We start from the raw sequence: 23,018 nt of genomic DNA, 5'->3' as shown, positions 1-23,018 counted from the left end.
CGCACCCCGTACCCACACGGGAAGCGGCGCCCTGACCGGCGTACGCAGAGGGCTCAGGCCGTGTCGGCGATGTCGGCGTAGCCCTCGATCTCGCGCGGGTCGCGCCGCCCGGGGCCGACGTAGCGCGCCGACGGCCGCACCAGGCGGCCCGTGCGCTTCTGCTCCAGGATGTGCGCCGACCAGCCGGCGGTCCGGGCGCAGGTGAACATGGACGTGAACATGTGCGCCGGGACCTCCGCGAAGTCCAGCATGATCGCGGCCCAGAACTCCACGTTCGTCGCGAGCACCCGGTCGGGGCGGCGCGCGTGCAGCTCCTCCAGCGCGGCCTTCTCCAGCGCGGCGGCCACCTCGTAGCGCGGCGCGTCCAGCTCCTTGGCCGTGCGCCGCAGCACGCGGGCGCGCGGGTCCTCGGCCCGGTACACGCGGTGTCCGAAGCCCATCAGCCGCTCGCCCTTGTCCAGGGCCTTCTTCACGTACGCCACGGCGTCGCCGGTGCGCTCGATCTCCTCGATCATGCCGAGGACGCGGGAGGGCGCACCGCCGTGCAGCGGCCCGGACATGGCGCCGACGGCGCCGGAGAGGGCCGCGGCCACGTCCGCACCGGTCGAGGCGATCACGCGCGCGGTGAACGTCGAGGCGTTCATGCCGTGCTCGGCGGCCGAGGTCCAGTACGCGTCGACGGCCTTGACGTGCTTGGGGTCCGGCTCGCCCCGCCAGCGGATCATGAACCGCTCGACGACGGACTCGGCCTTGTCGATCTCGCTCTGCGGAACCATCGGCCGGCCCTGCCCGCGGGCGGACTGCGCGACGTACGACAGCGCCATCACGGCGGCGCGCGCGAGGTTGTCGCGGGCGGTCTTCTCGTCGATGTCGAGCAGGGGCTTGAGACCCCACACGGGCGCGAGCATGGCCAGGGCGGACTGCACGTCGACACGGATGTCGCCGGAGTGCACGGGGATCGGGAAGGGCTCGGCGGCGGGCAGGCCGGGGTTGAACGCCCCGTCGACCAGCAGGCCCCAGACGTTGCCGAAAGAGACGTGCCCGACGAGATCCTCGATGTCGACCCCGCGATAGCGGAGCGATCCGCCTTCCTTGTCCGGTTCGGCGATCTCGGTTTCGAACGCGACGACCCCTTCGAGCCCGGGTACGAAGTCGGACATCAGGCGGCTCCTCAGATAGTGCGAACACGCGCGGCTCCCGGCGTGACTCGCGGTCCGGCGCGGTCATCCCCGTTGATGCCCGGCACGGCCGTCGGTCACCCGCGTGGGGACCTCCGGACCGGCCCCAAGATTTTGGCTGTTCCGGATGGCAGGCGGAAGCGTGACATACGGCACACTGCCGCGAGCACTCCTGCGGCAGGATGGCACGCGTGACCGACCAGGACATTGACCCCGCCACGATGCGCAAGCAGTACCGCTCGGAGATCGTCTTCGAGGACGGGCTCGCCGAGGACCCCATGCGGCAGTTCGCCGAGTGGTTCCAGCAGGCCGCGGACTCGCACGTCTTCGAACCCAACGCGATGGTCGTCTCCACCGCGACCCCCGACGGCCGCCCCAGTTCCCGCACCGTGCTGCTGAAGCAGTTCGACGAGCGGGGATTCGTCTTCTACACGAACTACGGCTCCCGCAAGGGCCGCGAGATCGGCGCGAACCCGCACGTCGCGCTGCTCTTCCCCTGGCACCCCATCTCCCGCCAGGTGATCGTCACCGGCACGGCCTCGCGGATCGGCCGCGACGAGACGGCGGCCTACTTCCGCTCCCGCCCGCACGGCTCACAGCTGGGCGCCTGGGCGAGCGAGCAGTCCCGGGTGATCGCCTCCCGCGCCGAGCTCGACCGGCGCTACACGGAGCTCGCGGAGCGCTACCCCGAGGGCGAGCAGGTCCCCGTCCCGCCCGAGTGGGGCGGCATCCGGGTCGTCCCCGACGGGATCGAGTTCTGGCAGGGCCACGAGAACCGCCTGCACGACAGGCTGCGCTACGTCCTGGAAGACGGGAAGTGGCGCCTGGAGCGCCTGTGCCCGTAGCGGTGCAGCGCCGTGGCAGCCGGCCGGCCTCCCGTCACCGGCGCCGACACGCAGACGACCCGCGAGCTCGGGTTTCTCTCCTGCAGTGAGAGAAGCCGGCCGGACGTACCGGCGAGCTCGCGGGTCGGGTGACTGCTTGGGATTGGCGCCTGGCTACCCGCCGGGCACCGCACTGGGTGCGTGCGACGACGGGCCCTTAGCCCGCAGCCACCTCACGCGTCCGGTTTCCGTACATTTCGGGAACCACCTCCCTTCTCGTGTAAGGCAGAGCCTAGAACCGCTCCCCGAGGTACTCAAGCGATTTATTTCGGGGCGATTCGGGGAATGCGGTGTGGGCTGCGTCACGTTCCAGTTGAATGATCCGACGTGCCGCACACGCGAACACCTGCAGGGGGTGTCAGGTGAGTGCTTCCGGACGTGGTGAGACCACAGACGATCTGCTCGCAGCGCTGCTCGACGGGATGGACGCGGCCTTGTGCGCGTTCGACTCCGACGGCGTGATCACGCACTGGAACCGTGAGGCCGAGCGGATCCTCGGCTGGAGCGCCGCCGAGGCGGTCGGGCGCAAGGGCTTCGCCGGGTGGGCCGTGCGCGCCGCCGACGCGCAGGACGTGGAGGAGCGGCTCATGTCCGCCCAGGAGGTGCCCGGGCGGCAGGTGCACGAGTTCGCGCTGCTGACCAAGGAGGGCGGGCGGGTGCTCGTGCGGACCCAGTCCGCCGGGGTGCCCGGGGCGGACGGGAAGCCCGCCGGGGTGTACTGCGCCTTCAGCGAGGTGCACGCCCAGATCGACCTGGAGCGGTCCATCGCGCTCAGCGAGGCGCTGATGGACGACGCCTCGTGGGGCGTCGTCCTCGTCGACGTGGACCTGCGGCCCGCCGTGGTCAACGCGCACGCGGCCCGCGCCTTCGGCTCCGGGCGCACCGCGCTGCTCGGACGGCCGCTGGGGGAGCTGCTGGCCCAGGGCGTCGAGGAGCTGGAGGGGGCCCTGCAGCACGTGCTCGCCGAGGGTTCCCCGCCGCCGGCGCCCATGGAGCTGTGGGTGTCGGTCCGTACGCCGGAGGGGGTGCGGCGGCGGTGCTGGCGGTCCGGATTCCTGAGGCTCGGCTCGCCGCTGGCGGAGGAGCCGGTGCCGCTCGGCGTCGGCTGGCTGTTCCAGGACATCACCGAGGCGAGGCAGGCGGCGCTGGACACGGCGCAGCTGCGCTTCCGCGCCGGCCAGCTGCACCGCTCGGGCCGGGCGGCCGCCGAATGCGAGGACCCGGTCGAGGCGGCCGCCGTCCGGCTGGACTTCGCGCTCGCCGGCTTCGCGGAGCACGCGTTGCTCGACGTGCTGGAGCGGTCGGGCGATCCGGACCGGCCCCGGCTCGTACGGATGGCGGCGTCGCCGCCGCTGCTGCCGGGCGCGGGGGCGATCGGTGCCCGCTACGCGCCCGGGCACCCGGCGCTCCAGGCGCTGGACCGGATCGGCTCGGTGCGTACGAGCGCTCCGCGCGGGGAGCCGGCCGGGGGCTGGGCGCGGGAGCGGCAGTGGCCCGAGGACGCGGTGCACGTGCTGTGCACCGTGCTGCGCAGCCGCGGGCGGACCATGGGCGCGCTGACCTTCGTACGGGCCGCTTCGCGGGCGGCCTTCGAGCAGGCGGACGCGGCGTACGCGGAGGAGGTGGCGGCCCGGGTGGCGGCCGACCTCGATCTGGCGGCCTGCCCCCGGCCGCCCAAGGACGGGGAACCGCCCGCCTCCTAGCACCGCCCCCGGTGCCCCCGCCGCCCCGGCGCTCCGGGGGTCTCAGTGGCGGAAGAAGATCCGGTCGCCGTACTCCTTGAGGACGCGGCCGTTCCATTCGTGGCCGCCGTCCACGTTGCCCGAGCGCAGCAGCGGGGGCTCCAGGCCGCGGGAGACGAGCTCGCCGGCGGCGGCCGCCATCACCGCCTGCATGATCGCGCTGGTCACGACGGTGGAGGCGGGGGCGAACGGTGCGTCGATGCCGTCCAGGCTCAGCTCGGCGTCGCCGACCGCGATCTTGCTGTCGAGGACGATGTCGCAGTGGTCCTTGAGGAAGGTCCCGGAGGCGTGCCGCGACTTGGTCCCCGTCGCGTATGCCACCGAGGTCACGCCGATCACCTTCAGGCCGATCGCGCGGGCGTTCATGGCCATCTCGACGGGCAGCGCGTTGCGACCCGAGAGGGAGATGATCACGAGGACGTCCCCGTCCGCGGCCGGGCTGCTGTCGAGGACGGCCCCGGCGAGGCCGTCCACCCGCTCCAGGGCGCTGCCGAGGGTGGCCGGCATGACGTCGATCCCGACGGTGCCGGGGACCGCGAGGAAGTTCACCAGCGCGAGTCCGCCGGCCCGGTAGACCACGTCCTGCGCGGGGAGGGAGGAGTGCCCGGCGCCGAAGGCGAAGAGCCGGTTCCCGGCGGCGACGGCGTCCGCGATGACGGCGCCCGCCTCGGCGATGTGCGCGGACTCCTCGGTCCGCACCCGCTCCAGGAGCCCGATCGCGGCGTCGAGGAACTGACCGGCCAGCTTGCTCTCGCTCATACGCCGATGGCCCTTCCAGAGGTGGGGTTCGTCCGTGTCCGCCGCTCACCGTGCGGTCTGGACCAAGGGCGTGTCAATACGAACGTCAATCCCGGGGCGGGGTGTCCGGGGATGTCCCGTCAGGGCTTGACGTCAGGCACGGGACGGTTGTCGGCGCGATGCGTCAGAATTGGGTGCAGGGCCAGCGCACGATATCCGAGGGGCACGAATGTCCGGACTGATCGATACCACGGAGATGTATCTCCGCACCATCCTCGAACTGGAAGAGGAAGGCGTGGTCCCCATGCGCGCCCGCATCGCCGAGCGGCTCGACCAGAGCGGCCCGACGGTGAGCCAGACCGTGGCGCGCATGGAGCGCGACGGCCTGGTGGCCGTGGCGAGCGACCGCCACCTGGAGCTGACGGAGGAGGGGCGCCGGCTGGCGACGCGCGTGATGCGCAAGCACCGGCTCGCCGAATGCCTCCTCGTCGACGTCATCGGCCTGGAATGGGAGCAGGTGCACGCCGAGGCCTGCCGCTGGGAGCACGTGATGAGCGAGGCGGTGGAGCGGCGGGTGCTGGAGCTGCTGCGCCACCCGACCGAGTCGCCGTACGGGAACCCGATCCCGGGGCTGGAGGAGCTGGGCGAGAAGGCCGAGGCCGATCCGTTCCTGGAGGACGGCATGGTCAGTCTGTCGGAGCTCGACCCGGGCGCCGACGGCAAGACGGTGGTCGTGCGCCGGATCGGGGAGCCGATCCAGACGGACGCCCAGTTGATGTACACGCTGCGGCGGGCGGGCGTTCAGCCCGGCTCGGTGGTCAGCGTGACCGAGTCGCCGGGCGGGGTGCTGGTCGGCAGCGGTGGCGAGGCCGCGGAACTGGATGCGGAGATCGCCTCGCACGTGTTCGTGGCCAAGCGCTGACGGCATCGACGCGGGCGGGCACGCGGCACGGTCGGTGGCAGGACTGCCGGTGGTGGGCGTGGGTGGTCCCGGCGCCTTGCGGCGCCGGGACCGATCCTCCCCTTTGCTGACCCGGAGCCCCGAGCTCTCAAGGTCATCCCCTCGGACCGTCTTCCCCGAGCGGCCCGCCTCCCTGTTGAAAGGATCTCCATCGGCAGGGGCGGCCAATCCTTGAGCAAGGTCACTCGAAAGAGCGGTGTTGAAGGCGAGAACCCTGTTTTCGAATACGGGTTCGATAGTCTGGCCGCGAGCGAAGGGGGTGCATCTGCCGTGGTACAGCGCATCGATGTGACAGGGGCAGACGGTGTGCGCCTGGCCGCCTGGGAGTTCCGGGAACCACCCATGAGTGCGCCCCCGGATCCGGACGTGCCCCGGGTGCTGTTACTCCACGGTCTGATGGGCCGCGCCTTCCACTGGGCGGGCACCGCCCGCTGGCTCGCGGAGAACCGCCGCGTCGTCGCCCTCGACCAGCGCGGTCACGGACAGAGCGAGCGCCCCGCCCCCGGCCCGGGCGCCACGACCCCCCTGGGCCGCGACGCGTTCGTGGCCGACGCCGAGGCCGTCATCGAGCAGCTCGGCCTGGCCCCCGTGACCCTGGTCGGCCACTCCATGGGCGCCCTCACCGGCTGGCAGCTCGCCGCCCGCCGCCCCGACCTGGTCGAGGCCCTGGTGATCTGCGACATGCGCGCCTCCGCCCTCGGCCAGGCCTCCCAGCAGGAATGGGAGGAATGGTTCCGCCGCTGGCCCCTCCCCTTCCCCACCCAGGACGCCGCCCGCCGCTGGTTCGGCGAGGACGACCCCAGAGTGGAGCGTCCCGACCCCGGCCGCGGCGCCTTCTTCGCCGACGTGATGCACCGGGCGACGGACGGCTGGCGCCCCTTGTTCTCCCGCCGCCAGATGCTGACCGCCCGCGAGACCTGGGTGCACGACGCGCACTGGGAGGAGCTGGCCCAGGTCCGCTGCCCGACCCTGGTCGTCCGCGGCCTCGACGGCGAACTGGGCCGCGCGGAGGCCCAGGAAATGGTCCGCGTCCTTCCGGCGGGCCGGTACGCCGAGATCCCCGACGCCGGCCACTACCTCCACTACGACCAGCCGGCGGCCTGGCGCGCCGCTCTCGAACCCTTCCTGGACGAGATCAGGAGCGCCGCCCGCTGAGAACGGGGGAGGGGGTGACGGGCGAGCAGCCCGTCACCCCCTCCCCCCGTACCCGCCGCTCAGCCCTTGCTGACCGCCAGGAGGATCTCCGGCAGGGTCCTGGCCACCGTCGGGGCCGCCGCGCGCAGGCCCGCCCACGCCGCGAACGTGCCCCAGGTCACGCCCAGCGGGAGCAGGATCCAGGTCAGCGACTGCTGGTCCGTCACGTTGAGGAAGACCGTCAGCGCGATCACCGGAGAGCAGATCACCGCCGACGCCAGCATGCCGCCGAAGATGCCGGCCCACGCGAGCCCGGCCTGGCCCGGCGCCACGTTCTTGAACGCGCCGTCCGTCGGGATGGAGTACGGGAACCGGGCCGAGGCCAGCGCGCCCGTGCACAGCATCGAGCCGAGCAGCGCCAGGGCCACGCCGAGGGCCGCCGGGTAGGCGCTCCAGTCGTGCACGAGCAACGCCGTGACCGTCGTCAGCACCACCGTGTACGGGACGGTCACCAGCGCCAGGGCGTACGCGCGGGCGCGCAGCTCCTCGAACGCCTCCCGCGGGGTCGAGATGGTCTGCGCGACCATCCAGAACGCCGAGGTGTCCTGCCCGAACTGGTTGTACATCTGGATGCCGAGCATGCCGGCGCCGAAGCAGGCCAGGTACAGGGAGCCCGTGCCCTGGAGGGCGTTGAAGACCGGGACGATCACACCGACCGCCAGGGCGGTCACCCACGCCGACTTCGTCTTGGGGTCACGCACCACGTAGCGCAGCGTCCGCTGCATGACCGCGCCCGTCCGCCCGCCCGGCAGGAACCCCCAGGCACCCGTGCCGCCCGCGGACTCCCGCTTCCCCGCCGGCTTGGCCGCCGAGATCGTCGACCCGTCCGGGGTGACCATCAGCGAGGTCAGGCTCCGCTCCCAGAACCGCAGGAGCAGCACCAGGGCGAGGACGGTCACGGCCAGCTGGCCCGCCGCCACCCCGTACGCGCCCTCGCTCGCCGAGTCCACCATGCCGACGGCGCTCGCGGGCGGCAGCCACCGCACCACGGCCTCGGCCGGCTCCAGCCGCGCCAGACCGCCCGAATCGAACAGGCGCTGGCTCGCGAAGTTCGCCAGCTGCGCGCCGACCGCGATCACCAGCCCGCTGAGCACCGCGAGGTCGCGCCCCTTGCGGCTGCTCAGCAGCCGGACGTTGGCCGTGGCCACCGAGCGGGCCAGCGCGACGCATCCCAGCACCAGCAGCGGTACGGCCACCACGGCCGCCACGATGCCCGCCGCGCCCCGCGCGACGGCCACCACCGAGCCCACCGCCAGGCAGAGCGTGAACAGCGGGCCGATGCCGACCAGCGAGGAGGCCAGCAGGGCCCGGACGAGCGGCCGCGGTCGCAGCGGCAGCATGACGAGCCGGCTCGGGTCGAGCGTCTCGTCGCCGCTGGGGAAGAACAGCGGCATGAAGGTCCAGCCCAGCGCCAGGATCGCCGCGAGCAGCACGACGACCGTGCCCGCGTGCGCGTTCCCGTGCAGTACGGCCAGGCCGAGCATCGCGAGGCAGGCCACCGCCAGCGACAGCGCCAGCGAGGTGAAGTAGGCGGCCTTGCGCTTCGACGAGCCCTTGAGCCCGTTGCGGATCAGCGAGAGCTTGAGGCGGACGAAGACCGCGGTCAGGTTCACCGCGGGAGCGGCGGCCGCGGCCGGGGCCGAGGTGCGGCCGGCCGTCGGGGCGGGGGCGGATGCGGCGCTCATCGGGCGGCCTGCCCGCCGAGCCAGTCCAGGGAGTCGCCCGCGTCGCGCCCGCCCGCTCCGACCAGCTCCAGGAACGCGGCCTGAAGCGAGGGCGCGTCGCCCCGTACGTCGGCCAGCGGGCCCGCGGCGCGGATCCGGCCGGCGGCCATGACGGCGACCCAGTCGCACAGCGACTCGACCAGCTCCATCACGTGGGAGGAGAAGACGACCGTGGCGCCGGAGGAGGTGTACCGCTCCAGCACCCCGCGGATGGTCTGCGCCGACACCGGGTCCACGCCCTCGAACGGCTCGTCCAGGAAGAGCACTTCGGGGTTGTGCAGCAGGGCGGCGGCCAGGCCGATCTTCTTCCGCATGCCCGTCGAGTAGTCCACGACCAGCTTGTGCTGGGAGCCCGCGAGGTCCAGTACGTCCAGCAGCTGCGTTGCCCGCTTGTCGGTCTCCTCGCCCGGCAGCCCGCGCAGCCGCCCCATGTAGCCGAGCAGTTCGCGTCCCGACAGGCGCTCGAACAGCCGCAGGCCCTCGGGCAGTACGCCGATCCGCGACTTCACCTCGACGGGGTCGCTCCACACGTCGTGCCCGGCGACGAGGACCCGCCCCATGTCGGGGCGCAGCAGCCCGGTCACCATCGACAGCGTCGTCGTCTTGCCGGCGCCGTTCGGCCCGACCAGGCCGATGAACTGGCCCGCGGGCAGCTCCAGGTCGATCCCGGCGACCGCGACCTGTTCGCCGAAGCGCTTCCACAGGCCCTCGACCCGTACCGCCGCCCGTCCGGCGGACGGCGCGGATCGCGCGCCGTCCCGTCCGTCCGTCCCACCCGTCGCAACTGCCTGGTCCGGCATGTGCGCCTGCCTCTCGTCCTGTTCCCCGTGGTCTTGCCCTCTCACGATAAGAGGGTGGGGAAAGGCCGGGCAGTTACTTATGTCATGAGTTTCCGGGCACGAACATCCCGGGTCTGACCTGCGATCTCGGTGATGCGGGTCAGGCGCCCCGCCGGTCCCGGTCCGCCGCCGCCTCGCGTCCGCACGCGTACGCCAGCGCCGCGATCAGCTCCTCCGTGTCCGGCAGCCACCGGTTGGCCGGGGTGGGCCGGCGCGCCCACTGGACCGAGCCCCGGCCGCCGAAGCGGGTGGGCGGGGCGGCCACGTACTCGCCCTCGCCCCGCGCGGCCAGGTCGATCGAGGCGGGCGACCAGCCCAGCTTGCGCACCAGGTCCGGCACCTTCGCCCCGGCGCCCGGCAGGACGAAGAACAGCATGCGGTGGTCGGGCGTCAGGGCGACCGGGCCGAGGGTGCGCTCCATCCGCTCCAGGCGCGCCAGTGCCAGGAAGCCGGCGGAGTCCGGTACGTCCAGCGCGTCGAACGTGCGGCCCGTCGGCAGCAGGATCGAGGCCTCGGGCCGCTTCGCCCAGATCCGCCGCACCTGGACCGCGCTGCCCGTGGCCAGAGCCGCCCAGTCCTTCACCGTCGGGTGCGCCCCGGGCGCCGGGCAGTCCTGTGCCCCGCAGGAGCACACCTCCCGCCCGTCGGCGGACTCCAGCCAGGTGCCGGCGAAGACGTCCCAGTGCCGTTCTTCCGCGTACCGCACGGCATGGTCCAGCAGCTGCTCGCCGCGCTGCTTGGGGATGGGTGCCGTCTCCGTGACTCCGATGGTCTCTTCCACGCCCATCACAACTCTCGGGGTCACTCGGGGTTACGGGCGTAAACCGGCCGGTGGCCGGAGCATCGATCCTGCATGCGGGGCGCACTGGAGCACGCGCGGGGGCGCGTAGGAGGTCGGGGCGCCGGAGTTGGGTAGCGACACGACGCAGAGCGGATGATTCTCCGCAACTCAGGCGGGAAGTGATCATTCCAACGATCACCCGCGGCTACTGGGGGTTTTCATGGCAGCCAGGCCTCTCGTCGCGCGCCAGCCGAATGAACGGCTTCAGGCGCTCATCCAGGAAGCCGGGTGCTCGAATGCCGGGCTCGCCCGGCGCGTCAACATGTGCGGGGCCGAACACGGCCTCGATCTCCGCTACGACAAGACTTCCGTGGCCCGGTGGCTGCGCGGCCAGCAGCCGCGCGGCCGGGCGCCGGGCATCATCGCCGAGGCGCTGGGGCGCAAACTCGGCCGGACCGTCACCATCGACGAGATCGGCATGGCCAACGGCAAGAACCTCGCCTCCGGCATCGGCCTGCAGTTCTCCCCGACCGTCATCGGCGCCATCGAGCAGGTCAGCGAGTTGTGGCGGAGCGACGTGGGCCGCCGCGACTTCCTGTCGGGGTCCAGCGTGGCCGCCTCGGCGCTCGTCGAGCCGAGCCGCGACTGGCTGATCACCGGCGCCGACGCGCAGGTGGCGCGCAGCGGCGGCTCGCGCGTCGGGATGCCGGACGTGGAGGCGGTGCGGGCGACCACCGACGCCCTGAAAGAGCTCGACCACCGCTTCGGCAGCGGGCACGTGCGGCCCGTCGTCGTGCACTACCTCAACTCCGTGGTGTCCGGGCTGATCGGCGGCTCGTACCGGGAGCCGGTCGGGCGGGCGCTGTTCGCGGCGGTGGCGAGACTGACCGAGCTGGCCGGGTACATGGCGGTGGACACCGGCCAGCCGGGCCTGGCGCAGCGCTACTACATCCAGGCGCTGCGGCTGGCGCAGGCGGCCGGGGACCGGGCGTACGGGGGCTACGTGCTCGCGGCGTCCATGAGCCACCTCGCGGCGGAGCTGGGCAATCCGCGGGAGATCGCGCAGCTGGCGCGGGCCGCGCAGGAGGGGACCCGCGGGCAGGTCACGCCGCGGGTGGAGGCGATGTTCTACGCCGCCGAGGCACGCGGGCACGCGCTGCTGGGCGACACCCGGGCCACGGCGGTGCTGTCCTCGCGGGCGGTGACGGCGCTGGAGCGGGCGGAGCCGGAGTCGGGCGACGACCCGGTGTGGATCCGGCACTTCGACGCCGCGTACCTCGCGGACGAGCTGGCGCACTGCCACCGGGACCTGGGCCAGGCGGACGCGGCGGCCCGGCAGGCCGAGGAGGCGCTGCGGGGCCTTCCGGCGGGCAAGGAGCGGCGCCGTTCGATCGGGCTGCTGCTGCTGGCGGCGGCGCAGGTGCAGCAGCGTGAGGTGGAGCAGGCGTGCCAGACGGCCGCGAAGGCGGCCGAGCTGCTGTCGGGGCTCCGCTCGAACCGAGGCGCGGAGTACCTGGACGACTTCCGGACCCGGCTCGCCCCGTACCGCGACGAGCCGGCGGCGCGCGAATTCACCGCGCGGCTGGAGGTGGTGGCGTAGGCCGTCTCCACGGGACCGCACGGGGGGCCTCCGGTGGCGGGGGGTGACCGGGTAGCGTGAGCCGACGATTCGGAATACCGGAGCAGTCGGCGAAGGAGTCCCGTGACGGAGAGCGGACAGGGCGGCAGCCCGCAGGCGGGTACGCCGTGGGGCCCCGATCCGGCGTACCCGCAACCCGGGTACGGCTACCCGCCGCCGGCGGAGCCCGAGCCGGGCCGGCCGGCGTACGGCTACCCGCCGGCGGCGGGCCAGGTCCAGCCGGGCCAGGTCCAGCCGCCCGTGCCGGGGCAGGCGCCGCCCGGGCACGTGGTGGGGCCCGGCTACGAGGGGCCGGGCCAGCCGCACGGGTACGGCTACCCGCCGCTGCCCGAGGCGGTCACCCAGTACATCCCGCCGGTCCCGGCCGGTCCCGCGCCCGGCGAGGGGGCGTCCCCCTACCCGCCGGGCTTCGGCGTGCCCGCGCACGACGAGGGCGCCACGCAGTACATCCCTCCGGTCCCGGCCGGTGACGAGGGCGCCACGCAGTACATCCCTCCGGTCCCGGCCGGTGACGAGGGCGCGACCCAGTACATCCCGCCCGTGCCGTCCGGCGCCGGGCACGAGGAAGCGGCCACGCAGTACATTCCGCCCGTACCGGGCGGGGCGGGGCCGGGCGAGGCCGCCACGCAGTACATTCCGCCCGTCGCCGACGGGTTCGACGCGCTGTTCCGCGAGGAGGGCGCCGACGCCGGGCACACGCGGCAGATGCCGCCCGTGCAGGAGCCGGTGCTGCGCCCGCAGCCGCCGCGGGGCCATCCGCCGCGCGGGCAGCGGCCCGTACCGCCTCAGGCCCAGCAGCTCCCGCAGCCCCCTCAGCCCCAGCAGTACCAGCAGCCTCCGCAGCACCAACAGCACCCGCAGTACGCCCCGCCCCCGCCCCCGGCGCCCTCGGATGCCGGCCGCCGCGTGCCGGCCTGGGTGATCGCAGCCGTCGTCATCGGCCTGGCCGTCGTCGGGCTCGGCGTCGGCGCGCTGCTCAGCGACGGCAAGAAGCAGAACAACGATCCCGCGGCGGCGGCCGCGCCCCCCGGCGCCGGGAGCTCGGCCGCGGCGGGCGCCGAGGCGCCCGTGGACCCGGCCCGCTCCCAGGCCGTCCAGCTGGACAAGGTCCTCGCGGACAGCAACGACAGCCGCGCCGCCGTGATCCGCTCCGTCGACGACATCAAGGGCTGCCGCAACCTCGGCCAGGCGGCCGCCGACCTGCGCGACGCCGCCCGCCAGCGCGAGGAGCTCGTCACCCGGCTCCAGGACCTGAAGATGGACCAGCTCCCCGACAACGCGAAGCTGGCCGCCGCGCTCACCAAGGCGTGGCAGTCCTCCGCGGCCGCCGACAACAGCTACGCGGCCTGGTCGGACGACACCGCCGCCGACAAGAAGGGCTGCAAGGACGGCCAGGCCAAGAACACCGGCAACGCCAGCGAGGGCAACAAGGCGAGCGGCGAGGCCACCAAGGCGAAGGAGTCGGCCGCGACCCTGTGGAACACGATCGCGGCCAAGTACGGCCTCACCAAGCGGGACAAGTCCCAGCTCTGACCGGCCGGCGGACCGCTCCGGCCGGCGGGCGGACCGCTCCGGCCGGCGGGCGGACCGCTACGCCGCGCGGGGCGCCTGCTCCAGGGTCTCCGTCATGTCCATCGACGGCTCGCCGCCCTGCTGGGCGACGAGCCGGCCCGCCTGGACGACCTGGAAGTTGACCCGCCCGTTCACCATGCGCGGGAAGCCGGCGACGGCGCGCATGTCCTTGTAGCGCCAGCTCAGATCGGGGGTCAGCCCGCCGGTCTTGACGGGCTCCCCCTGGTTCAGCATGCGCGCCACCTTGCGCGCCGTGATGTCCTCGTCGGACTTGAACCGCTTCAGGGTCTCGCTGAGCACGGTGTACGCGATCCAGGTGGTCTGCGTCCCGCTGTCGTCCGCGTCGACGGCGCTGTTGCCGAAGGCCTGCTCGGAGATCACCTTCCGCATCGGCTCCCACAGCGCGTCCGTGGACACCGGGTACCAGCTGGTGACGTACGCGCCCTCGAAGGGGCTCTCCTTGCCGCCGGTACGGTCGACGACGGCCTGGCTGACACTGCCGAGGACCGAGGAGATCTGCGGGTTCTTGTGCTTGGCGTCCTCGCGCCGGAACGCGTCGAAGAACGTCTCGGTGCGCTCGCCGAGCACGGCGGTCACGCAGCCGCGGTCCTTGCCGCCGGAGGAGTTGGCCAGTGCCTCGCGGGCCTGCGCGATGTAGTCCGCGGAGTCCTCGGCGGCCCGGATGTCATCGGCCTCGGGCGCCTTGTTGAGCTTCAGGCCGGCGTTGAGCAGGATCGGCATGGAGTCGCCCGCGAGCGTGTCGGGGCGGACGATCGCCACCTGGCTGCAGGCCTTGCCCAACTGCTGTCCGGCGCCGGCGAGGAGCGCGGGCTGGCCCCCGTTGACCGGGTAGGACAGGGTGCTCTGGAACTCCTCGGAGGAGACTCCGTAGCCGCCTATGAAGGGGATGCCCTCGGCCTCCAGCGGGGCCATGAAGGCGCGTCCGTGCTGGCTGTAGGAGCCGACGACGGCGACGGCCTTCTCGTCGATGGCCTTGCGGGCGCAGTCGGCGGCGCCGGTCGGGGTGTTCTTCTCGTTGCAGGTCAGAACGCGTAGTTTGCGACCGTTTATACCGCCCTTGGAGTTGATCCAGGCCTCATAGGCCTTGGCCATCCCGGGCATTCCAGGCATGTTGGTCGCGTTGGTGTTCTGCGGCGCGAACGTCATGACCGTGATGGTCGACCCGGAGCCCCCCGAGCCCCCGGGGAGCACCCCGCATCCCGCGATGAGACACGCTCCCGTCGCCATTGCCGCCAAGGTGCGGGTCAGTGGGGCCGTGCGTCGCCATTCGGTCATGTCCACGCACACTTCCGCCCCGTGGGTAACTGGAGAGTGAGATGGACACAACAGGGGGTGACGTGAAGGTGAATTGCAGGGGAGGGACTGCGCACAGGCGCTTCAAGATCGCGCAAGCCGTGAACGTAACATCGCAAGCGTGACATTCGCCCAAGGTTCGAAGAACCCTTCCCGCCGCGGTGGCCGCTCCTCCACCATGGGCGGCATGCCCCTGAACGACATGCCCTGGTGGCGCTGGCGCAGCAACGTGCGCTCGGCGCTCCACATGCTTTCCGACCCGGTCTTCCACGAGGAGACCTGGCTCGCCGGCGGTGAGGGGTACGGGGACGTCACCGACGCCGTGTACCGCCTCGTCGAGGACACCTGGCTCGACAGCTGGTCCGCCGAGAAGTACGTCGGCACGATCTTCCGCGACTCCCAGGAGGCCGCGCTGGTGGACCTCGCGGTGCTGCGGGTGCTGCGGATCCTGCACCAGGTGGGGCCCGACGCCCCCGTCTCCGCCTACCTGGAGCACCACGCCTGGCCCGAGGCGGTACGTGCCGCGCGCGAGGCCCACGTACGGCTGGCGACGGCGGACGGGGACGAACCGGACCTGCCGCCGCGGTCGCTGGAAGTGCTGAGGATGCTGACCCGCGCGGTGTGAGCCGCGGGGTGTGAAAGGCTGTGGGGTCATGAGCGACGACCCGCAGGCCCAGGCCCCCCAGCAGTACGTACTGACCCTGTCATGCCCGGACAAGCAGGGCATCGTGCATGCCGTGTCCAGCTACCTGTTCATGACCGGGTGCAACATCGAGGACAGCCGGCAGTTCGGCGACCACGACACCGGCCTCTTCTTCATGCGGGTCCACTTCTCCGCCGACGCTCCGGTGACGCTCGACAAGCTGCGGGCCAGCTTCGCCGCGATCGGCGACTCCTTCAGGATGGACTGGCAGCTGCACCGCTCCGACGAGCGCATGCGGATCGTGCTCATGGTGTCGAAGTTCGGGCACTGCCTGAACGACCTGCTGTTCCGCTCCAGCATCGGCGCGCTGCCGGTCGAGATCGCGGCGGTGGTCTCGAACCACACCGACTTCGCCGATCTGGTGGGCTCCTACGGCGTCCCCTTCCGCCACATCCCGGTGACGAAGGAGACGAAGGCCGACGCCGAGGCGCAGCTGCTGGCGCTGGTCCGCGACGAGAACGTCGAGCTCGTGGTCCTGGCCCGGTACATGCAGGTGCTGTCGGACACCCTGTGCAAGGAGCTGAGCGGGCGGATCATCAACATCCACCACTCCTTCCTGCCGAGCTTCAAGGGCGCGAAGCCCTACCACCAGGCGCACGCGCGCGGTGTGAAGCTGATCGGAGCCACCGCGCACTACGTGACGGCCGACCTCGACGAGGGCCCGATCATCGAGCAGGAGGTCGAGCGGGTCGGCCACGAGGTGACCCCGGACCAGCTGGTGGCCATCGGCCGCGACGTGGAGTGCCAGGCGCTGGCGCGGGCCGTGAAGTGGCACAGCGAGCACCGCGTGCTCCTGAACGGCACCCGCACGGTCGTCTTCGCGTAGCCCGGGACACCCGGGGTGTCCCCGGGACCACGGGTCACCCGGGGTCACCCGGGGGCACCCGGGTGACCTCCTAGAGGCGGCTCAGCGAGGCCGCCGCGAACAGGACGTCGCGGATGGCCTCTCGGTCGCCGTGCTGGCCCACGGCCGCATCCTCCGGGGAGATGTGCCCGGCGGCCAGCTGGCAGAACTCGGCTCCGTCCATGGCGATCTGCGCCACCGTGTGCTCCGCCGACGGTTTCGCCGCCGGGGAGTCCAGGGCGATGTCCCAGCTGCCGCCGCCCGCGCCCTCGATCTCCAGGTGCAGGGTCCGCCCCGGTGCGCCCGCCGCGACCAGGCCGCGCGCCGGGGCGGCGAGGCCGGCCCGGCGCCGGTGGGCCAGCGCACTCGGCAGCAGCCGCGCCGCCAGGTCGATCATCCGGTGCAGGTGCGGCCCGGACGGCGGGTCGTAGGGGTAGTCCACCGCCTCCGCGATGTCCCACGCGTGCACCCAGCACTCGAAGGCCCGCTCCAGGAAGGCGTCCCCGAGCGGCAGCGCGAAGGCCCCGTAGTCCACCGACAGGTCCCCGACGCCCCGGCCCGCGAACGACACCGTCCGCACCAGCGTGTGGCCCTGCTCCCGCCACGGCTCGCGGACCCGCCGCGTGATGGGCTGCTCGGCGGAGCTCCAGTAGTGCTCGGTACGGTCCGTCGCGCCGGCCGGGGCCTCCGGGCCCAGCGGGTCGTCCAGGCCCAGCGCCGTCGCGATCAGCCCGTCCACCGTCATCAGGTGCCCGATCACCCCGGCCACCGTGGTCCGGCGCGTGCGCCGCTGCTCCTCCTCGAACCACTTCAGCCGTACGGGGGTCTGCCACTCCGAGTCGCCGAAGTCCCGCAGCAGCGCGTCGAGCCGCGCGGTCTCCGTGTCGTACGGGTTCGCCCACGCGGGCACCGGGATGCGGGCGGGCCGCCTGCCGAGGCAGTCCTCCAGGACCCGTGAGCGCAGCAGCGGTTTGAGGTCCAGATTGTCCTCGGGGTGCAGCAGGCCCACCGCGTCGCGCAGGCGCAGGGCCTCCTCGGCGCACGGCGCGCACTCGGTGAGGTGGTCCTCGACCGCCTGGGTCTCCTCGGCGGAGCAGGCCGCCAGCGCCCACGCACCGAGCAGGGACTTCAGCACGGCGTGGGTGCGCGGCGGCGGGGGCGGTTCCGGTGCGGCGGGCGGTTCCGCGGCGGGCGGCACGGCGGCGGGCGGCCCGGGGAGCGGCTCGGGCGCGTGCCGCGGATCGAGGTCGTCGGCGGCCCCGCGCGGACCCGGTATGCGCGCAGGCCCCCCGGGGCGCTGCTCCTCGTATCCCTCGTCGGACGGGTCGGCGGGGCCGTTCATCGGGGCGATCCATATCCTGGCGGGCCGTATCCGGGCGGAGCGGTGTCCTCCTGCGGGAGGACGTTGGCGGTCGACAGCAGCTGGAGGCCCAGGCGCAGCCGGCGCCGGGCCTCGTCCTCGCTGATGCGCAGGTCGGCGGCGGCCTGCCGGTAGTCGCGGCGTTTGAAGTACGCGAGTTCCAGCGCGGCGCGCAGCGGCGCGGGCATCGAGGTGACGATGTAGTCGGCGCGGGCGGCGGCGCTGGCGCTGCGCACCTTCTGTTCGAGCTCCTCGCGCGAGCCGCGGCCGAGTTCGGCCTGGCGCAGCCGGGCCACGGCCTGTCCCTGGGTGATCCGGGCGACCCAGGAGCGCATGGAGCCCTGTTTGGGGTCGTACGCGTCGGGGTTCTCCCAGATGTAGCCGAACACTTCGCGGGTGATCCGGTCCGCCGCGCTCTCGTCGCCGAGGACGCGGTGCGCCAGGCTGTGCACGAGCGAGGCGAAGCGGTCGTACAGCTCTCCGAGCGCGGCGGCCTCTCCGCGGGCGAGGCGTTGCTGCATGCGGCGGTCCCAGCGTGGTGGTACGTCCTTCGGCATAACTGCCCCCAGCCGTGTGTCGACGCCTCGAATGTAGTCGCCAAGGGCGGGTTCGCGCCCGTTTTGGGGGAACGCGGCCCAGGAGGAGTGCCCTGCGTGATAGGTGCGGTGCGGGGTGTGAACGGTGTGGCGGGGTCCGGCACATGAGCACAGGTGTACGCGCCCCGCCGCGCTTCCCGTGCGCGGGTTCGATGCGGCCGTCTGCTTGACGACTTCGCTTAACGGGCAGGCCACGTAGGCCTTACGCTCCTGCCTTGTCTTGAACTGAACTCCACCGCACATGTGAAGGCGGAACGCCGCATATGGACAGCGCAGAATACGAGCGCAAGATCGCCGCCCGGTTTGCCACCTTCGACCAGGACGGGAACGGATACATCGACCGCGAGGACTTCAGCGCGGCCGCGAAGGCCGTCCTGGCCGAATTCGGCACCACCGCGCGGTCGGACAGGGGCCAGGACCTCTTCGCCGGCGCGGAGGCCTTCTGGCAGGGGATGGCCGGGATCGCGGACGTCGACGGGGACCAGCGGGTGACCCGCGAGGAGTTCATCACGGGCGCCGCGAAGCGGCTGCGCGACAACCCGCAGCGGTTCGCGGAGATCGCCCGGCCGTTCCTGCACGGGGTGATCGCGGTCGCGGACGAGGACGGCCGCGGCACGACCCCGCAGGCGGCGGCCCGCGTCCTGCGGGTCCTGGGCACCCCGCCCGAACTGGCCGACCACGTGGCGGAGGCCCTGGACGCCGACGCCGACGGGCGCATCACCGAGGACGAGATCCTGACGGCCTTCGCCGCGTACTGCGGCGTCGAGGCCCCGGACGCGTAGCCCGCGCCGTCCGGGAGGCCGAACCCCCGTGCGGCCCGTACGGGGTACGCCGCACGGCGGTCCGCCGCGCTCGCGCGAACGCCCTGCGCGAACGTCCCGCGCGCTCTACGCGAAGCGTTCGCGCAGCTTGTACTTCAGGACCTTGCGGAGGGCCTCGTTGCGGGGGAGGGCCTCGACCAGTTCCAGTTGTTCGGGGAGCTTGTGCGGGGACAGGCCCTGGGCGCGCAGGTGGGCCGTCAGCTGGGCGAGGGTCAGGGGGGCGGCGCCCGGCGGCTGTTCCACCACCGCGCAGACGCGTTCTCCGCGCTCCGGGTCCGGGAGGCCGATCACGGCCACGTCGCCGATGCCCGGGAGCAGGTGCAGCAGGTCCTCGACCTCCTTCGCGGAGATGTTCTCCCCCTTGCGGATGATCACGCCCTTGGCGCGGCCGGTGAGGACGAGGTAGCCGTCCCGCGTCAGGTGGCCGAGGTCGCCGGTGATCAGGTAGCCGTCGGCGTCGAAGGCCTCGGCCGGGCGGGCCTCCCGGTTCAGGTACCCCCGGCAGACCGCCTCGCCGCGCAGCCGGACCTCGCCGTCGGTGTCCGGGGGCAGGGGCTCGCCGCCGGGTGCCGTGATGCGGATCGACATCCCGGCCGGGGGCCGGCCCTCCGTCGTGGCGAGGTGCTCGGCGGTGTCGTCCGGGGCGCCCATCGTGATCATCGGGACCTCGGTCATGCCGTAGCCGTGGGTCAGCTGGCAGCCCAGTTCGCGGACGACCGCGTGGTAGATCTCGGGGGGCTTGGGCGCGCCGCCGCCGGCGAGCAGGCGCAGGCTGGGGATCAGCTTCACCGCCGGGTCCTTGCGCTGTTCCGCCAGGAACATCGAGTAGAAGGCGGTGGAGCCGCCGGCCACCGTGACCCCGTGGCGCCGGTAGCCGTCCAGCGCGTCCGGCAGCGCGAACTTCTCGAAGAGGACCGCGGGGAAGCCGTACAGGAGCAGCATCACCAGGTAGTCCGGGCCGCCTATGTGCGCGTACGGGAAGGCGATCGAGCCGATGTCCGCCGGGCTCAGCCGCAGGGCGTGGGCCAGGCAGGAGCCGCCCGCGATCAGTGAGCGGTCGGTGTGCAGGACCCCCTTGGGGTCGGAGGTGGTCCCGGAGGTCCAGTAGATCCACCGGACGTCCGTGCCGTTCGCGGGCGGCGGGGGGAGTACGGCCGGATCGCCCTCGGGCAGGGTCCCGTACGCCTCGAAGACCCCGCGCGCGCCGAGCCGCTCGGCCATGGCGGTGTGGTCGAAGCCCCGCCAGACGCCCGGGACGGCGAAGAACTCGGCCTTGGACTCGCGCAGCGCGAAGCCCGCCTCGCGGTCCCGGTAGAAGGGGATCACCGGGGTCTGGACGGCGCCGATGCGGGCCAGGGCGAGGGAGAGCAGGACCGTTTCGATCCGGGTGGGCAGCTGCCAGGCGACGACCGTGCCGGGCCGTACGCCCATGCCGTACAGCCCCGCCGCCACCTGCTCGGAGCGCTCGCGCAGCCCGGCGAAGGTGAGCGTCCGGTCGCCGGCGGGGTCCTCGGCGGCCTCGATCAGCACCGGGGCGCCGGGGCTGAGCGCGGCCCGCGCCGCGACCAGCTCCCACAGGGTGGGGGAGTGGCCCAGCCGTACCGCCGTGTCCTTGGTGTCCGCCATTCCCGGCCTCCCGTAGCTGACGCTCAGTCAGATCCAGCGCAGAGCGTAGGCCTCCGGCGCTTGTCGGTCCAGGGGTGGCGGGGCTAGCGTACTTTCTGACACTCCATCAGATTCACCGGATTCATCGGCTCGCGAGGGGACACCATGGAACTGGAACTGCCTCGGATCATCAGCGTCGACGACCACGTCATCGAACCCGCTCACCTGTTCGACGTCTGGCTGCCGGCCAAGTACCGCGACCGCGGGCCCAAGGCGCTCACCGCCGGGATCGGCGAGCTCCAGTACACCGGGGGCAAGTACGTGATCTCCATGGACCCCGACGGCCCGCCGACCGACTGGTGGATCTACGAGGACCTGAAGTTCCCGTACAAGCGCAACATCGCCGCCGTCGGCTTCGACCGCGACGACATGACCCTCGAAGGCATCACGCGCGAGGAGATGCGGCGCGGCTGCTGGGACCCCAAGGCGCGCCTCGCCGACATGGACCTCAACCACGTCGAGGCCTCGCTCTGCTTCCCGACCTTCCCGCGGTTCTGCGGACAGACCTTCGCCGAGGCGCACGACAAGGAGGTCGCCCTGGCCTGCGTGCGCGCGTACAACGACTGGATGGTCGAGGAGTGGTGCGGCGACAGCGGCGGCCGGCTCATCCCGCTCTGCATCATCCCGCTCTGGGACATCGACCTCGCCGTCGCCGAGATCCGCCGCAACGCCGCCCGCGGGGTGCGCGCCGTGACCTTCTCCGAGATCCCGACCTACCTCGGGCTCCCCTCCATCCACTCCGGCCACTGGGACCCCTTCTTCGCCGTCTGCCAGGAGACGGGCACCGTCGTCAACATGCACATCGGGTCCAGTTCCCAGATGCCCGCCGCCTCGCCCGACGCCCCGCCCGCCGTCCAGGCCTCGCTCAGCTTCAACAACGCCATGGCCTCGATGATGGACTTCCTGTTCAGCGGGGTTCTGGTGAAGTTCCCGACGCTGAAGCTGGCGTACAGCGAGGGGCAGATGGGCTGGATCCCGTACGCCCTCGAACGCGCCGACGACGTCTGGCAGGAGCACCGCGCCTGGGGCGGGGTCCGCGACCTGATCCCCGAGCCGCCGTCCACCTACTACTACCGGCAGATGTTCTGCTGCTTCTTCCGCGACAAGCACGGCATCGCCTCGCTCGACGTCGTCGGCCGCGACAACGCCACCTTCGAGACCGACTACCCGCACGTGGACTCGACCTTCCCGCACACCAAGGAGGTCGCCCTCGACCACGTGAAGGGCCTGGACGACGAGACCGTCTACAAACTGATGCGCGGCAACGCCATCCGCATGCTCGGCCTGGACCTCGTCTGATGGATTTGACCTACACCGACGAGGAGCGGGACTTCCGCGCCCGGCTGCGCGAATGGCTCGGCAAGACCCTGCCCGAGCTGCCCGCCAGGCCGTCCCCCGACGACTGGCCCGGCCGGCGCGCGTACGACGCCGGCTGGCAGCGCCGGCTGTACGACGCCGGGTACGCCGGACTGCACTGGCCCGTGGACGCGGGCGGGCGCGGGGCCACCCCCACCCAGCACCTGATCTTCCTGGAGGAGACCGAACGCGCCGGAGCCCCGTACGTCGGCGCCAACTTCGTCGGGCTCCTGCACGCCGGGCCGACCATCGCCGCCGAGGGAACGGCCGCGCAGCGGGCGCGCTGGCTGCCGCCCGTACTGCGCGGGGACGAGGTGTGGTGCCAGGGGTTCAGCGAACCGGACGCGGGCTCCGACCTGGCAGCGCTGCGCACGCGCGCCGTGCGCGACGGGGACGACTACGTGATCACCGGCTCGAAGATCTGGACCTCGCACGCGGAGGTCGCCGACTGGTGCGAGCTGCTCGTACGGACGCGGCCCGTCAGCGAGGCCTTTCCCAAGCACCGCGGGATCTCCTGGCTGGCCATGCCCATGGACGCGCCCGGGGTGACGGTGCGGCCGCTGCGCACCCTCGCCGGGTCGGCCGAGTTCGCGGAGGTCTTCCTCGACGAGGTGCGCGTCCCCGTCGCCAACCGGGTCGGGGAGGAGAACGACGGCTGGCGCGTCACCATGGTCACGCTCTCCTTCGAGCGCGGGACGGCCTTCGTCGGCGAGGTCGTGGCCTGCCGCCGCACCCTGGGCGCGCTCGCGCGCACCGCGCGGGCGAACGGCCGCTGGGACGATCCGGTGCTGCGGCGCCGGCTCGGGCGCCTGTACGGGGAGTTCGGCGCCCTGTGGCGGCTCACCCAGTGGAACGTGAGCGAGTCGCAGGCCTCGGGCGGGGTGCCGGGCGTCGGCGGCTCCGTCTTCAAACTGGCCTACTCGCACGCGCGGCAGGAGCTGTACGACGCCGCCGCCGAGGTACTGGGCGCGGACTCCCTCGCGCTGGACGGGGAGTGGGTGCTCGACCGGCTCTCGTCCCTCTCGTACACGATCGCGGCGGGCACCTCGCAGATCCAGCGGAACATCGTCGCCGAGCGGATCCTCGGCCTCCCGAAGGGCCGGTGAG

Annotated in this window: 20 protein-coding genes; 11 read left to right on the top strand and 9 right to left on the bottom strand. The window is 72.7% G+C overall.

The genetic code is table 11. The features are described 5' to 3' along the window. Positions 1-53: 53 nt before the first annotated feature. Positions 54-1,160 carry a citrate synthase 2 gene (locus tag ACFYXV_RS26120; RefSeq protein ID WP_385467215.1) on the bottom strand — a complete coding sequence of 369 codons (1,107 nt, stop codon included), beginning with the start codon at positions 1,158-1,160 and terminating at the stop codon, positions 54-56. Between the two features lie 200 nt (positions 1,161-1,360). Between ACFYXV_RS26120 and pdxH the strand changes: the two genes are divergently transcribed. Beyond that, the gene (pdxH, locus tag ACFYXV_RS26115; RefSeq protein WP_385467218.1) at positions 1,361-2,023 is read left to right on the top strand and encodes a pyridoxamine 5'-phosphate oxidase; all 663 of its coding nucleotides are present in this window, start codon (positions 1,361-1,363) and stop codon (positions 2,021-2,023) included. 401 nt (positions 2,024-2,424) lie between these two features. Continuing rightward, entirely contained in the window at positions 2,425-3,765 is a 1,341-nt protein-coding gene (locus tag ACFYXV_RS26110) for a PAS domain-containing protein (RefSeq protein WP_385467221.1), read from the top strand. A 42-nt stretch (positions 3,766-3,807) separates the two neighbouring features. Here the strand turns inward: ACFYXV_RS26110 and ACFYXV_RS26105 are convergent, their stop codons facing one another. After that, complete coding sequence (locus ACFYXV_RS26105) at positions 3,808-4,563, bottom strand: SIS domain-containing protein (RefSeq protein ID WP_389384185.1); 756 nt, start codon at positions 4,561-4,563, stop codon at positions 3,808-3,810. A gap of 208 nt (positions 4,564-4,771) precedes the next feature. Between ACFYXV_RS26105 and ACFYXV_RS26100 the strand changes: the two genes are divergently transcribed. Then, positions 4,772-5,464 (top strand): metal-dependent transcriptional regulator, encoded by a 693-nt coding sequence (locus ACFYXV_RS26100; RefSeq protein WP_030156851.1) that lies wholly within the window; start codon positions 4,772-4,774, stop codon positions 5,462-5,464. A 309-nt stretch (positions 5,465-5,773) separates the two neighbouring features. Next, positions 5,774-6,658 (top strand): alpha/beta fold hydrolase, encoded by an 885-nt coding sequence (locus ACFYXV_RS26095; protein WP_389384184.1) that lies wholly within the window; start codon positions 5,774-5,776, stop codon positions 6,656-6,658. 59 nt (positions 6,659-6,717) lie between these two features. Here ACFYXV_RS26095 and ACFYXV_RS26090 read toward each other — a convergent pair whose 3' ends face one another. The 3 genes from ACFYXV_RS26090 to ACFYXV_RS26080 all read right to left on the bottom strand — a co-directional run bounded on the left by ACFYXV_RS26090 (position 6,718) and on the right by ACFYXV_RS26080 (position 10,041). Further along, positions 6,718-8,382: a transporter gene (locus ACFYXV_RS26090; RefSeq protein WP_385467231.1), complete on the bottom strand. Its 1,665-nt coding sequence runs from the start codon at positions 8,380-8,382 to the stop codon at positions 6,718-6,720. Then, on the bottom strand, positions 8,379-9,221 hold the full coding sequence (locus ACFYXV_RS26085) for an ABC transporter ATP-binding protein (RefSeq protein WP_383343137.1): 843 nt from the start codon (positions 9,219-9,221) through the stop codon (positions 8,379-8,381). The genes ACFYXV_RS26090 and ACFYXV_RS26085 overlap by 4 nt, the downstream gene beginning before the upstream one ends. A 139-nt stretch (positions 9,222-9,360) precedes the next feature. Beyond that, positions 9,361-10,041, bottom strand: a complete 681-nt coding sequence (locus ACFYXV_RS26080) for a bifunctional DNA primase/polymerase (RefSeq protein ID WP_382987357.1) — start codon at positions 10,039-10,041, stop codon at positions 9,361-9,363. A 220-nt stretch (positions 10,042-10,261) separates the two neighbouring features. Between ACFYXV_RS26080 and ACFYXV_RS26075 the strand changes: the two genes are divergently transcribed. Beyond that, the gene (locus ACFYXV_RS26075; protein ID WP_383342983.1) at positions 10,262-11,641 is read left to right on the top strand and encodes a transcriptional regulator; all 1,380 of its coding nucleotides are present in this window, start codon (positions 10,262-10,264) and stop codon (positions 11,639-11,641) included. 102 nt (positions 11,642-11,743) lie between these two features. Further along, positions 11,744-13,213 (top strand): hypothetical protein, encoded by a 1,470-nt coding sequence (locus tag ACFYXV_RS26070; protein ID WP_389384183.1) that lies wholly within the window; start codon positions 11,744-11,746, stop codon positions 13,211-13,213. Positions 13,214-13,270: 57 nt separating this feature from the next. Here ACFYXV_RS26070 and ACFYXV_RS26065 read toward each other — a convergent pair whose 3' ends face one another. Then, positions 13,271-14,548 (bottom strand): ABC transporter substrate-binding protein, encoded by a 1,278-nt coding sequence (locus tag ACFYXV_RS26065; protein WP_385467238.1) that lies wholly within the window; start codon positions 14,546-14,548, stop codon positions 13,271-13,273. Between the two features lie 196 nt (positions 14,549-14,744). On the opposite strand from ACFYXV_RS26065, the gene ACFYXV_RS26060 reads away from it, so the two are divergent. Together ACFYXV_RS26060 and purU are read left to right on the top strand one after the other, a co-directional pair. Beyond that, positions 14,745-15,191, top strand: a complete 447-nt coding sequence (locus ACFYXV_RS26060) for a hypothetical protein (RefSeq protein ID WP_389384245.1) — start codon at positions 14,745-14,747, stop codon at positions 15,189-15,191. Positions 15,192-15,219: 28 nt separating this feature from the next. Then, complete coding sequence (gene purU, locus ACFYXV_RS26055; RefSeq protein ID WP_383342991.1) at positions 15,220-16,095, top strand: formyltetrahydrofolate deformylase; 876 nt, start codon at positions 15,220-15,222, stop codon at positions 16,093-16,095. A 70-nt stretch (positions 16,096-16,165) separates the two neighbouring features. On the opposite strand, the gene ACFYXV_RS26050 is transcribed toward purU, so the two are convergent. Continuing rightward, positions 16,166-17,455 (bottom strand): zf-HC2 domain-containing protein, encoded by a 1,290-nt coding sequence (locus ACFYXV_RS26050; protein WP_389384182.1) that lies wholly within the window; start codon positions 17,453-17,455, stop codon positions 16,166-16,168. Continuing rightward, entirely contained in the window at positions 17,452-18,030 is a 579-nt protein-coding gene (locus ACFYXV_RS26045; RefSeq protein ID WP_385467245.1) for a sigma-70 family RNA polymerase sigma factor, read from the bottom strand. The genes ACFYXV_RS26050 and ACFYXV_RS26045 overlap by 4 nt, the downstream gene beginning before the upstream one ends. Before the next feature lie 302 nt (positions 18,031-18,332). On the opposite strand from ACFYXV_RS26045, the gene ACFYXV_RS26040 reads away from it, so the two are divergent. After that, complete coding sequence (locus ACFYXV_RS26040; RefSeq protein WP_385467248.1) at positions 18,333-18,851, top strand: EF-hand domain-containing protein; 519 nt, start codon at positions 18,333-18,335, stop codon at positions 18,849-18,851. Positions 18,852-18,956: 105 nt separating this feature from the next. On the opposite strand, the gene ACFYXV_RS26035 is transcribed toward ACFYXV_RS26040, so the two are convergent. Next, positions 18,957-20,516, bottom strand: coding sequence for a class I adenylate-forming enzyme family protein (locus tag ACFYXV_RS26035; RefSeq protein ID WP_389384181.1), 1,560 nt, complete (start codon positions 20,514-20,516; stop codon positions 18,957-18,959). Positions 20,517-20,660: 144 nt separating this feature from the next. Between ACFYXV_RS26035 and ACFYXV_RS26030 the strand changes: the two genes are divergently transcribed. Both ACFYXV_RS26030 and ACFYXV_RS26025 read left to right on the top strand, forming a co-directional pair. Further along, positions 20,661-21,854: an amidohydrolase family protein gene (locus ACFYXV_RS26030; protein ID WP_383343005.1), complete on the top strand. Its 1,194-nt coding sequence runs from the start codon at positions 20,661-20,663 to the stop codon at positions 21,852-21,854. Beyond that, positions 21,854-23,017 (top strand): acyl-CoA dehydrogenase family protein, encoded by a 1,164-nt coding sequence (locus tag ACFYXV_RS26025; RefSeq protein WP_389384180.1) that lies wholly within the window; start codon positions 21,854-21,856, stop codon positions 23,015-23,017. The genes ACFYXV_RS26030 and ACFYXV_RS26025 overlap by 1 nt, the downstream gene beginning before the upstream one ends. Position 23,018 lies beyond the last annotated feature (1 nt).

Origin of the sequence: Streptomyces sp. NPDC002181 (genome assembly GCF_042890485.1) — a bacterium.
Lineage (GTDB): Bacteria > Actinomycetota > Actinomycetes > Streptomycetales > Streptomycetaceae > Streptomyces.
The sequence above is the reverse complement of the archived record's forward strand: the minus strand, read 5'-3'. Positions and strand labels throughout refer to the sequence as shown.